The sequence below is a fragment of the Shewanella sp. LZH-2 genome, from assembly GCF_016859145.1.
Lineage (GTDB): Bacteria > Pseudomonadota > Gammaproteobacteria > Enterobacterales > Shewanellaceae > Shewanella > Shewanella xiamenensis.
Window position 1 is genome coordinate 173,528 of the sequence record NZ_CP069350.1, and the last position, 12,743, is coordinate 186,270.

The following is a 12,743-nucleotide window of genomic DNA, read 5'->3' on the forward strand; positions in this document are numbered from 1 at the left end:
AAAGAGGCGTCACTATGTTTTGGGATAAGGTTGGTCAGCAGATTTTTGCTAGCAAGATAGATAGGATCAAGGTCATTTTATGGCGGCTGTTACTCGTCTCGCTAGCGCTGGCTACGACCCAAAATGCAATGGCATTTTCCGGTACGTTGAATTTTTCAGGCAGCGATACAACGCTCGGAACCACCGTAAATGATGGTGAGGCTAATTCAACAGACATTGGTGGTGTTGTAATAGAAATTTATACCGCCAATTCAGGGACTAATACTAATGAGGGGGCCACGTGGCGATATCTTCCCGACTTTATAGGAGATGGTGCAGATGATTTCGATGATGGTATCGCCGATGAATCTGGTGATGGAGGTCCCTCCATTGTCATTAGGACTCAAGGGGGTGAAGAGTTCTCGTTTTCCGGGATAGAAGTTTTCAATTATTTAGGTGCGCATGGCTCGTTAAAGTTTGAAGGGTTTAGAGATGGTGTATCGACAGGCAGTGAGACACTCAGTCTGGATGTTGGAGATTTTCACGATACATTTACTCAGGCCAGTGGGCTTACGGCATCCAAGTTTCAGTATGTTGATGAAGTAAGAATTACTGATCCGGGCAATGCTGACCTCTACATTGCGATAGATAACATCGTGTTTGCTAATGGAGTAAATCCAGATGTTACCCCACCCACAGTCACCAGCGTAAGCGTTCCTTCGAATACAACTTATATCACCGGGCAATCACTGAGCTTCACTGTTAACACGAGCGAAAACGTCATCGTGAACACGGGTGGTGGAACTCCCCGTATCGCATTGACCATTGGCGCCACAACCAAATACGCAACCTACTCGTCGGGCTCTGGAAGCTCGGCCCTGGTTTTTAGTTACACGGTTGAGAGTGGTTTGGTTGATTCTGATGGTATTACCGTAGGTGCGCTTGGTTTGAACGGCGGAACCTTGAAAGATGCTGCCAATAATGACATGACGCTGACGCTAAATTCTGTCGGCTCCACAAGCAGTGTTCTTGTGGATAGTACAGCACCCACTATATCTTCTGTGACAGCCAGTACAGCCAATGGCACTTATAAAGTGGGCGATAGCATCAGTATCCAAGTTAACTTTAGCGAAGTGGTGAATGTCACTGGTACGCCACAACTGACTCTGGAAACTGGCACAACGGATCGCACCATTAATTATGCGAGTGGTAGTGGCTCCAGCAGCTTGACCTTCAGCTACACCGTTCAGGCGGGCGACAATAGCAGCGATTTGGACTACGTATCAACCAGTGCACTGGCGTTAAACAGTGGCACTATCCGTGACGCCGCTAGCAACAACGCAACGCTGACACTTGCGACGCCTGGAGCTGCCAATTCGTTGGGTGCTAATAAAGCGTTGGTAGTCGATGGTGTAACACCTTCGGTTACCAGTACGGCACCATCGGGTGGCGCAGTATCAACTGATACCAGCGTCGATTTCACGGTCAATTTTAGTGAGCCCGTCAGCAATATTTCTACCGATGACTTTGCGCTTGGTACTACCGGTGGCGCGACTGGCACTGTCGCCAGTGTCTCCGCGACCTCTGGCTCAAGTGTGACGGTGACCGTCAGTGGTATCACCGGCAACGGTACTATCAAGCTGAACCTGAATGGCGCAACGAATATCAGCGATGCTGCTGGCAACGTAGGTCCAGCCGCCTATACGAGTGGTTCCGCCCATACTGTGGCCATTCCGACAGTGCCTGATGCGCCAACCATAGGCACTGCAACCGCAGGTGATGGCCAGGTATCAGTTGCTTTCAGCGCTCCCGGCAATAACGGTGGTTCTGCTATCACTGGTTATACCGTGACCTCTAACCCCGGAGGTTTTACAAATACGGGTGCCAGTTCACCGATTCTCATCACCGGTCTCACCAACGGCACTGCCTATACCTTTACTGTGACGGCGACCAACGGGATAGGTACAGGCACAGCCTCGGCCGCATCCAACTCGGCAACTCCCAAAGCCGACCAGACAATTACCTTTGCCCAGCCGAGCAACTATAACTTTGGTACCACACCGAACTTGTCTGCAACTTCAGACTCCGGTCTCACAGTCACCTTCTCGTCGTCTACCACTGGTGTATGTACGGTGAGTGGCGTTGCTCTGACCTTTGTAAGCGCAGGTACCTGTACGATTGATGCCGATCAGGCTGGTAATAGCGCAACCAATGCGGCGACTACAGTAACCCAAAGCTTTACGGTGAATGCGGTAGTTCCTGATGCGCCAACCATCGGTACGGCAACCGCAGGTGATGCCGAGGCAACGGTAACATTTACTGCACCTGCCAGTACCGGTGGTGCATCGATTCTTGCTGGTGGTTACACCGTCACTGCTAGTCCAGGTGGTGCAACAGGTACTGGCTCCGGTTCGCCGGTTACAGTGACCGGCTTGACCAATGGTGTTTCCTACACCTTCACGGTGACAGCGACTAACTCGGCGGGCACGGGGGCGGCTTCGGCGGCATCGAATTCCATTACCCCGGCATCACCGCAAACCATCACCTTTAACAACCCCGGAGCACAGACCTTTGGGACTACACCAACGCTGACAGCCAGTTCGTCTGCAGGCGGTGGTTATGTTGTCACTTTCACCTCATCCACCCCAGGTGTCTGTACGGTGAGCGGCACTACGCTAACATTCGTGACCGCTGGCACCTGTACTATCAATGCGAATCAAGCGGGCGACTCATCCTACTTGGCCGCTCCCCAAGTCAGCCGCTCGTTTGCGGTAAGTGCGATTGTTCCCGGCGCGCCCACCACTATTGTTGCGACGGCAGGCGATACCCAAGCGAGTGTGGCATTTGCGCCTCCTGCTAATAACGGGGGATCCAATGTTCTTGGCTATGTTGTATCGGTGACGCCAAATGATGTCTTACCTGTCAGTGGCGCAAATTCACCGATTGTGGTGAGTGGTCTAACTAATGGGGTGACCTATACCTTTACGGTGGAAGCTGAGAATGCCGTGGGTTTCAGCCCTGCCTCCAGTGCATCTAACCCTATTACGCCCAAAGCGATCCAAACGCTTACCTTCCTCAATCCGGGATCGCAAAACTTTGGTACTTCACCGACTTTGACTGCAACGTCTGATTCAGGTTTGGCGCCAACCTTTACCTCATCCACTCCGAGTGTCTGTACCATCACCAGTGGGGGCTTATTGAGCTTTGTCACTGTAGGCACTTGTACCATCAACGCAGACCAGGTGGGCAATGCGAGTTATTTGGCGGCGACCCAAGTGAGTCGTTCATTCAGTGTCAATGCCGTTGTACCCGGCGCGCCAACAATCGGCACTGCCACTGCGGGGAATGCTCAAGCAACGGTGAGTTTTAGTGCTCCGGCATTCACTGGTGGTGATGCCATTACGGGCTATTCCTTAGTATCGACTCCAGGCGGTATTACGGCATCGGGCACTTCTTCACCCATCACGATAATGGGATTAACCAATGGGACTTCCTATTCATTTACGGTTGCAGCTATAAACTCAGCCGGAACCGGTAGCCCCTCCACGGCGAGTAACGCGGTGAAGCCTAATGGCGCCCCCGTTATCAGTTCAACCGCACTCACGAGTGCCACCCAAGATGCGGCCTATAGCTACACCTTGGTAGCAACGGATAGCGATGTCGGCGACAGTCTCACCTTAAGCGCAGTCACTCTGCCAAGCTGGCTGAGCTTTAATGCCGCCACGGGTGTGCTGAGTGGTACCCCAACTAATGCCAATGTCGGCAGCCATGCGGTGGTGCTACGCGCCACCGATGTCGATGGCTTAACCGCAGAGCAAAGCTTCAGCATTGTGGTGGCAAACGTCAACGATGCACCAACCATCAGTTCAATGGCGTTAACCAGTGCCACCCAAGATGCAGCCTATAGCTACACCTTGGTCGCAAGCGACAGCGATGTCGGCGACAGTGTCACCTTAAGTGTCGTCACACTGCCAAGCTGGCTGAGCTTTAATGCAGCCACGGGAGTGCTGAGTGGTACCCCAACTAATGCCAATGTCGGCAGTCATGCCGTGGTGCTACGAGCCACCGATGTCGATGGCTTAACCGCAGAGCAAAGCTTCAGCATTGTAGTGGCAAACGTTAATGATGCACCGACTATCAGTTCAACGGCGTTAACCAGTGCTACCCAAGATGCAGCCTATAGCTACACCTTGGTGGCGACCGACAGCGATGTGGGCGACAGTCTCACCTTAAGCGCAGTCACTCTGCCAAGTTGGCTGAGCTTTAATGCAGCCACTGGCGTGTTAAGCGGTACCCCAACTAACGCTAACGTGGGTAGTCATGCGGTGGTGCTTCGCGCCACCGATGTGGATGGCTTAACCGCAGAGCAAAGCTTCAGCATTGTGGTGGCAAACGTCAACGATGCACCGACCATCACCTCTAGTGCACAGACTAGCGCCACCCAAGATGCAGCCTATAGCTACACCTTGGTCGCAAGCGACAGCGATGTCGGCGACAGTGTCACCTTAAGCGCCGTGACACTGCCAAGTTGGCTGAGCTTTAATGCAGCCACTGGCGTGTTAAGCGGTACTCCAACTAATGCCAATGTCGGCAGTCATGCAGTGGTGCTACGCGCTACGGATGTGGATGGCTTAACCGCAGAGCAAAGCTTCAGCATTGTGGTGGCAAACGTCAACGATGCACCTGTCGCTTCCAATCAGACAGTGACGCTAGAGGAAGACAGTTCGGTGATGATCACGCTTGCGGGTGAGGATGCCGATAATGATCCTCTGACCTATGAGATCAGCGCCCAACCTGCCTCTGGTACCTTAGAGCAGCACGGTAGTGTCTGGCTCTACACGCCTGAGAAGGATTTTAATGGTACTGACTCTATTGGCTTTATCGCTAAAGATGCAGAGCAGAGCTCAGAGCCTGCCACAGTCACCGTTACGGTTACGCCAGTGAACGACGATCCTCAAGCTATCGATGACAGCTATACCTTAACCAGTACTGCAAATGACACCTATTCGCTGGCGGTGCTGGCAAACGATGTGGATGTCGATGGCGACACCTTAAGCATTGATGGTGCTGCTGCGGATATTGGCAGTGTACAAATCACTGCTGATGGACTCAGCTTTACCGCGCCCGAGGCTTATGTGGGGCCAGTTGCACTACGTTATACCATTAGCGATGGCAACAAAGGCCGAGCAACCGCCAAAGTGAATCTGCTGATTGAAGGCGCTGATTCAGCGAATCAACCCGTAATCACCCTCCCTGATGATGTGGAAGTGAATGCGACAGGCCTGTTTACGCGGGTGAAACTCGGTTTTGCCAAGGCGGTTGACCGTAATGGACATCCATTACCCGTGTCGCTGGTGAATAAGAGCTTGTTCTTAGCTCCTGGCAACTACTTAGCCTATTGGCAGGCTGTAGACAGCGAGGGCAATAAGGCGATTAAAGCGCAAAAAGTCAAAGTCAATCCATTGATTTCGCTGAGCAAAGATCAAGTTATTGCAGAAGGGAATCAAGTGACCGTGAGTGTTCACCTCAACGGAGAGGCACCAAGCTATCCGCTGAGTATTCCTTACACAGTGTCAGGAACGGCAGACAGCAGCGACCATGATTTGGTTGATGGCGTAGTGGAGATAGCCTCAGGACAAATGGCAGAAATCCACTTTACTACCTTGAACGATGGTGTGAGTGAAGGGAATGAAGAGGTATTAATCAGCCTTGACCAAAGCCTGAATCTTGGTAGTAAGCAGCAGACCCAAGTGGTGATTACCGAAGCCAATATTGCACCACAGCTTAGTTTGGCGGTGACTCAAGCTGGCCAGCAACAAGTCATTGTCGCGCAAAATGGCGGCGATGTGCATATTCGTGCCTCCGCCTCCGATGCCAATGAGCAAGATACATTGACGCTGACATGGGCAAGCGGCGCGTTAAGCTTGCAAGCGGATGCGACGGGGATGATGTTCTCTCCAGCCGCGGTAACGCCGGGGATTTATCCCGTGAGCTTAACAGCGACCGATGATGGTTCGCCTATGCTGTCGAGTACCGAAACAGTGTACATCGTAGTGCGTCCAAGTTTAGCTGCATTGACGAGTGCCGATACGGATGGCGATTTAATCCCTGATGTTCAAGAAGGCTATAGCGATAGCGATAGTGATGGCATCCCAGATTATTTGGATGCGAACAATGACTGTAATGTGATGCCTGAAGGTGAATTGCAGCCAGTGTACTTCTTGGCCGAAGGGCAAGCGGGCGTCTGTTTACGTTTGGGAAATATTGCCCTAAGCCGTGGACAGAGCGGCGTGCAACTACAGCCTGAAGCCGTGGCTGAAGATGCTTTAGCCGCCAATGTGGGTGGTATTTTCGACTTTATCGCGACGGGTCTGCCACAACAGGGCCAAAGCTATAGCTTGGTATTGCCACAACGCTCGCCCGTTCCAGCGAATGCCGTCTACCGCAAGTTTAATGCGCAAGCGGGCTGGCGAGACTTTGTGATTGATGCAAACAACACTGTTGCCAGTACCGAGGGGGAACGTGGTTTCTGCCCGCCACCGGGGGATAGCCGTTGGACGCTGGGATTAACCGAAGGCCATTGGTGTGTGCAGTTGACCATCGAAGACGGTGGCCCTAACGATGATGATGGTGTGGCTAACCGTACTATCGTCGACCCAAGTGGCGTTGCTGTGATGCTCAATGGTAACCACTTGCCTGTCGCCAATCCCGACTCGGCAGCAATTGCTTGGAACCAGAGTATTGATGTCAATGTGCTTGCCAACGATACGGATAGCGATGGGGATAGTTTGAGCGTCAATCAAGTGATTAGTGAGTTTGGCACTGTCACAGTGTTAGCTGACCAACTGATCAGTTACACACCGGCGGCAGATTTTATCGGCACCGATGTGTTGGTGTATAGCATTACCGATGGCAAAGGCGGTACGGCAAGTAGTGAGCTGACGATAGTGGTGAATGGCAACACTGCACCTGTGACTGTAGATGACAGTGCCGCTACTGATGATCGCACCAGCCTGCTTATCGATGTGCTGAGTAATGACACTGATGTGGATGGTAATACGTTGACCCTGCTAAGTGTGACGGCTCAACAAGGCACTGTGACTATCGAGGCGAATAAACTGCGCTATATCCCTAAAACAGGATTCGATGGTGTGGATACCGTGACCTATAGGATTAGCGACGGCCAAGGTGGTGAAGCGACAGGGCAAGTGCTTATCACAGTGAAAGCCTATCAAGAGGTCATTATCGATAATAAGTCAGGAGGAGGTAGTATGACCTTATGGGCGTTGGCATTTATCTTGGTATGCGCGATGTTGCGTCGCCGTGAGTTACAGCGATTGGCCTTAGGCTGCCTGTTATTGCTCAGTGTGACGCAACAGGCGCAGGCAACCGACTGGTATGTTGAGGGTTTTATTGGCCAAGCCCAGGCCGATAAAACACTGCCTGAGTTAAACGCCCAAGTCGGAGAGGGACAACTCCTCAACGTCGATGACTCGGATACCGCATTTGGGGTGAGCCTAGGTTATCAATGGATGCCGATTGTGGCGTTGGAACTGGGCTATGCCGATTTTGGTGAAGGAAGCGCGAGGATTCAGGGCTCGACGTTAACGCCAGCGCAATACCATGAGTTGGTGAAAACTGTCACCCCAGTGCTTGCCGATGGGGTTATGTTGGGCTTGAGATTTACCTTGCTGCAGCATCAAGGTTGGCGCTTTGAAGTGCCTGTAGGCTTGTTCCATTGGCAAGCGGATATTAGTAGTACCATGGGCAATACCACGATAACGACCGATTTAGACGGCACAGATTGGTATGCGGGAGTGCGTTTTAGTTACCAATTTAGTGATGCTTGGTCTGTGGGTTTAGGTTATCAATACCTAGCTATAGAGCCGAATGACCTATTGAGCTATCAACTCAATCTGCGTTATCAGTTTTAGATGATATTGATATCAAAAGGGGCTTAGCCCCTTTTTTGTGGGTGAATTTTCGCGGTAAAAAGCGAAAAGTTTTAACCGTTTCTCCTTTGTCCTTGCTAAGTATGTGATTTAAATCCCATGGCTTGGATGGTGGTCTTTGGAATAGCCGCACTAAATTCAGGTTGTAGATTAAAGACAGGATAGTAAGATTGTCACTTATCCTAGTTAGTTTGTTGCTATTTTTATCCAGGGGCAGTTATGTCGCAGCGGCACCATAAGCCGGAAATCTTGCATACTGAAGTTGTCGCTAAGAGCCGTTTGTTTCAAATTGAACAGGTCCATCTTAAATTCTCCAACGGTGTCGAGCGCCAGTATGAGCGGATGAAGGGCGGAAGCCGTGGCGCTGTGATGGTGGTGCCCATTCATCAAGGCAACATGTTGTTAGCCCGTGAATATGCCGCTGGCACCGACAATTACGAGCTAGGTTTTCCTAAGGGATTAATTGACCCTGGTGAGCAAGCTATCGAGGCGGCCAATCGAGAATTACAGGAAGAAATCGGTTTTGGGGCGCGTAAGCTGACCCTGTTGAAAGAACTTAGTCTTGCACCGGGTTATTTCTCTAGCAAGATGCAAATTTTCATAGCAGAAGATTTATATGAAAGCCGCCTCGAAGGCGATGAGCCAGAACCCATAGATGTAGTGCCTTGGGCATTGGCCGAGTGGGAAGCGTTACTCGATAATAGCGATTTTTCCGAATCTCGTAGTGTGAGCGCATTGTTTTTAGCGCAGAAACACCTACAACTTAAATAATCTTTTTCGTTAAAGCGTTCAGCAACTGAGTGCTTGTAAATCATTCGCGAAGTTTGCGATTGGAGTGGTTATGAAGCCAGAAGAGTTAATCGACGAGGTGATTGCGATAGCAACGGATGCGGGTCGCACTATTCGTGAGATTTACCTCAAGGGTAATTTTGAACGAGAAACCAAGTCTGATAATACCCCCGTCACCTCGGCGGACTTAGCGGCGAATAAGCTGATCTGTGAACGCTTAGCCGCATTGACGCCCGATATTCCTATCCTGTCGGAAGAGGCTGCCGATATTCCCTTAAGTGTGCGCGAAGGCTGGAAACGTTATTGGTTAGTCGACCCTCTCGATGGCACGGGGGAGTTTATTGCGGGCAGTGGTGACTTTTCGGTGATCATTGCGCTGGTGGAGCACAATCGCCCCGTGATGGGTGTGGTCTATGTGCCAATGACACAGGTTTGCTACTACGCCATTGCCGGCTTAGGCGCCTATAAACGTACCGATAAGCAGGAAGTGCGCATCAGCAGTCGGCAAATTCAGCACCGTGAGCAAGTTTCCCTTAGGTTAGCTGTGAGTCGTCGTCAGGATCCCCAATCCGTGTTGACCCTGTTCAATCAGCCTAAGCACTGTGAGCTGGTGGTCATGGGCGGTGCGGCCTTGAAGAGTTGTCTGGTTGCCGAAGGACGCGCCGATTGTTATGTGCGAGTCGGGCCGACGGGGGAGTGGGACACCGGCGCCGCGCAGATCATTATTGAGGAAGCGGGTGGCCAGCTCATGGATACCGAACTGCAACCTTTGACTTATAACGAGCGTGAGACGCTTGAAAATCCTAACTTTATTGTTGTTGGTGCGCCCAATTTAGAGTGGGATAAAATTTTAATTGGTGAATAGTTTTACATGCAGTCGATTCGTCCAGTATTAAAGTCAGAGTTAGCCGACGTTTTTCAACTCGAACAGGCTATCTTTGGCGACCATTGTTATCCCGATTTTTTCTTTCGCCAAGGATTTGATTGTTGGCCAGAGCAGTTTCTGGTTGCCGTAGATGATGGCGGTAAGTTGTTAGGCTATTTGCTCTGCGCTCAAAGTGGTGACCCTGCTTGTATGTGGATTCTCTCCGTGGCGGTGAGTGAGCAATCCCGCGGGCGAGGCATTGGCAAACAATTAATCCAACAATGTTTAACTCAGCTACCGCCTCAGGTTAAGCGGGTGGATTTAACCGTCGATCCCCACAACCCAGCCCATGGTTTGTATCAGCGTTTAGGGTTTGTCGATACTGCCTTCGAAGCGGACTATTTTGGCGCTGGGGCCGACAGAGTCGTGATGAGTTATCACTGCCGCTAGGTAAAAGTTCAATGTCGAAACGGCGCTCTCGATTCAGGGCGTCGTTTTTTATGTGCTAAAAGTTAAATTCCCTCCGAGGTTCGCATCGAGCGATTGCCCAGAGTTAGACTTTCTTCCCTCATTTTTATGCCTTTTACTTCATGCTGTACGCAAAATAAACTTATTTTGAACGTTGTTTTTTATTTTTCAGGCTGTTAATCTCACACCATTCAACAGGGAGTGAGACCTATGGCGAGACGCAAAGAACATAGTCATGATGAGATTCGTGCTATGGCAATAGAAGCAGCAATGGCACTGCTGCAACAGCAAGGGACACAAGAACTGAGTTTACGCAAGATTGCAAGCCAGATTGGCTATGTGCCGAGTACCTTAATCAATATCTTTGGTAGCTATAACTACCTTTTGTTAGCCGTTTCTGAGGCAACGCTGCAGGCGCTGATGCATGAGCTCTCCGAGGTAAATGCAGATAATAGTCGCAATCAGATCATCAGTATGGCGCAAAAATACGCTGAGTTTGCCCATGCGCAGCGCCAATGTTTTAAGTTGGTATTTGAACTGCAGCTACTCGACTCCGAACCTTTGCCCGAATCCCAAGGCCAACTTATTGCGGGTTTATTCAGTTTAATTGAGCGTGAGTTAGCCCTATTGTTCCCCAATAAGACTGCTGAGCAGCAACTTCAAATGAGCCGAGTGCTTTGGGGCGGCATCCACGGACTCACCGCCTTATCACTGGATAATAAATTGTTTGCCGATACGGCATCTTTACCCGCTTTACTAGAGAGTCATGTGACAGGGTATTTACAGGGAATGGGTTATCAGAGGGAAGCATCATGCTGCTAACAAAACGTTTTTTACCGTATTTCGCAACCCAATGTCTGGGCGCACTTAACGACAATATCTATAAAAATGTGTTGCTGTTGCTCGTCACCTTCAGCCAAGTCAATGATTTACCCATTAGCGTCGACATGTTTGTTAATTTGGCTGCGGGGGTCTTTATCCTGCCGTTTTTCCTGTTCTCTGCCCATGCTGGCGTCGTGGCCGACAATATGGATAAAGCCAAACTTATCCGTCGCTTAAAATTGCTCGAAGTCATCATTATGTTCAGCGCCGCACTCGCCATTGTGAGTGAGAATTATATGATGATGTTATTACTGCTGTTTTTAACCGGTAGCCAGTCAGCCTATTTTGGACCGGTCAAATATTCCCTCTTGCCTCAAGCCTTAAAAGAGGATGAGTTAGTGACGGGCAATGCCTGGGTTGAGATGGGGACGTTTTTGTCTATCTTGATCGGTACCTTGAGTGCCGGGATCTTAGTGTCTGAAAACAACGCCACCTTGTGGTCGGCCATCACGGTCGCAGCCCTTGCCTTGGCGGGGTATTTGTCTAGCCGTGCGATCCCTGCTTTACCGCCGCAGGGCACGGTACAGAAAATCCAATTTCGGCCATTATCAGGCACTTGGCGCACCATTAAGAAGGCACGCCAAACGCCTTCGATTTGGATGGCCATCCTCGCCATTAGCTGGTTCTGGTTTTTGGGGGCGACATATCTGACCCAATTCCCTAACTTTGCCAAGCTGCATTTGCACTCTGGTGCGACAGTGGTGTCGCTGCTACTGGGAATGTTCTCTATTGGGATTGCGGTGGGCTCCTTTGTCTGTGAGCGTTTTTCCTTTGGCCATGTGGAGTTAGGCTTGTTGCCCTTTGGGGTGCTCGGGTTAACCGTGTTTGGTGTGGACTTGCTGTGGGCGATTCCGCCTGCACCTGCGGATGCTAGTTTTGTTTATGGCTTACAAAGCTTTATTGCCGAGCAGAAGCATTATCGAGTGATGCTGGACTTCTTTATGATTGGTGTCAGCGGAGGTCTGTTTATCGTGCCTCTGTACGCCTTTATTCAAGCGCGTTCTGCGAAGGGAGAATGTGCGCAAGCGATTGCCGCGAATAACATTATGAACTCACTGTTTATGGTGGCGTCGGCGTTGTTGTCTATGCTGTTACTCGGTGTGGCTGGCTGGAGTATTCCACAGTTATTCTTACTGCTGGCGGTGATGAACTTTGTGGTTGCGCTTTATGTCTATTCGCAGGTGCCTGAGTTTACACAACGATTTATCAGTTACTTACTCAGCCATGTGATGTATCGGGTGACTGTGACTGGGCGAGAAAAGATCCCTAAGGAAGGCGCGGGTATCATAGTCTGTAACCATGTGAGCTATGTGGATGCGTTGATCATTATGGGCGCGTCGACCCGGCCGATTCGTTTTGTGATGGATAAATCGATCAGTGAAATTCCGGTGCTGAAATATCTGTTCCGCCATGCAGGAGTGATTCCGATTTGTTCGCCGCGCCAGAGTGAGGCTACTTACAATCAAGCTTTTGAATCAATTCATGAGGCGTTAGCGAATGGCGAGTTGGTGTGTATCTTCCCTGAAGGTCGTTTAACCCCCGATGGTGAACTCGGCGAGTTTCGTCCTGGTATCGATAAAATCTTGGCCCGCGATCCCGTGCCCGTAATCCCTATGGCGCTCAATGGTCTGTGGGGCTCTTACTTCAGTCATAAAGATGGCCATGCATTGACTACAATGCCTAAACGCTTCTGGTCCAAGGTCTCGGTGAGTTTAACAGATGTGGTGGATGGGCAAAATGCTGATCGGCACTCGCTCAGGGATAGTGTCTTGAATCTGCTCAATAAGTCCTAACTTGACGAGATAGAT

Annotated in this window: 6 protein-coding genes; all 6 read left to right on the forward strand. The window is 50.6% G+C overall.

From position 1 onward, the window contains the following. Window positions 1-14 precede the first annotated feature (14 nt). The 6 genes from JM642_RS00805 to JM642_RS00830 all read left to right on the forward strand — a co-directional run bounded on the left by JM642_RS00805 (window position 15) and on the right by JM642_RS00830 (window position 12,728). Entirely contained in the window at window positions 15-7,913 is a 7,899-nt protein-coding gene (locus JM642_RS00805; protein WP_239000475.1) for a putative Ig domain-containing protein, read from the forward strand. Between the two features lie 237 nt (window positions 7,914-8,150). After that, window positions 8,151-8,702 (forward strand): ADP compounds hydrolase NudE, encoded by a 552-nt coding sequence (nudE, locus tag JM642_RS00810; RefSeq protein WP_011621002.1) that lies wholly within the window; start codon window positions 8,151-8,153, stop codon window positions 8,700-8,702. A gap of 70 nt (window positions 8,703-8,772) precedes the next feature. Continuing rightward, window positions 8,773-9,585: a 3'(2'),5'-bisphosphate nucleotidase CysQ gene (cysQ, locus tag JM642_RS00815; RefSeq protein ID WP_011621003.1), complete on the forward strand. Its 813-nt coding sequence runs from the start codon at window positions 8,773-8,775 to the stop codon at window positions 9,583-9,585. 6 nt (window positions 9,586-9,591) lie between these two features. Next, window positions 9,592-10,035: an N-acetyltransferase gene (locus JM642_RS00820; RefSeq protein WP_203432522.1), complete on the forward strand. Its 444-nt coding sequence runs from the start codon at window positions 9,592-9,594 to the stop codon at window positions 10,033-10,035. A 228-nt stretch (window positions 10,036-10,263) separates the two neighbouring features. After that, window positions 10,264-10,875, forward strand: coding sequence for a TetR/AcrR family transcriptional regulator (locus JM642_RS00825; RefSeq protein WP_088586504.1), 612 nt, complete (start codon window positions 10,264-10,266; stop codon window positions 10,873-10,875). Next, the gene (locus JM642_RS00830) at window positions 10,866-12,728 is read left to right on the forward strand and encodes an MFS transporter (RefSeq protein ID WP_203432523.1); all 1,863 of its coding nucleotides are present in this window, start codon (window positions 10,866-10,868) and stop codon (window positions 12,726-12,728) included. The genes JM642_RS00825 and JM642_RS00830 overlap by 10 nt, the downstream gene beginning before the upstream one ends. Window positions 12,729-12,743 lie beyond the last annotated feature (15 nt).

What these genes read in the sequence shown, in the direction of transcription:
- JM642_RS00805 (WP_239000475.1), top strand. Translation starts at nt 15, where the DNA reads ATGTTTTGGGATAAGGTTGGTCAGCAGATTTTTGCTAGCAAGATAGAT.
- nudE (WP_011621002.1), top strand. Translation starts at nt 8,151, where the DNA reads ATGTCGCAGCGGCACCATAAGCCGGAAATCTTGCATACTGAAGTTGTC.
- cysQ (WP_011621003.1), top strand. Translation starts at nt 8,773, where the DNA reads ATGAAGCCAGAAGAGTTAATCGACGAGGTGATTGCGATAGCAACGGAT.
- JM642_RS00820 (WP_203432522.1), top strand. Translation starts at nt 9,592, where the DNA reads ATGCAGTCGATTCGTCCAGTATTAAAGTCAGAGTTAGCCGACGTTTTT.
- JM642_RS00825 (WP_088586504.1), top strand. Translation starts at nt 10,264, where the DNA reads ATGGCGAGACGCAAAGAACATAGTCATGATGAGATTCGTGCTATGGCA.
- JM642_RS00830 (WP_203432523.1), top strand. Translation starts at nt 10,866, where the DNA reads ATGCTGCTAACAAAACGTTTTTTACCGTATTTCGCAACCCAATGTCTG.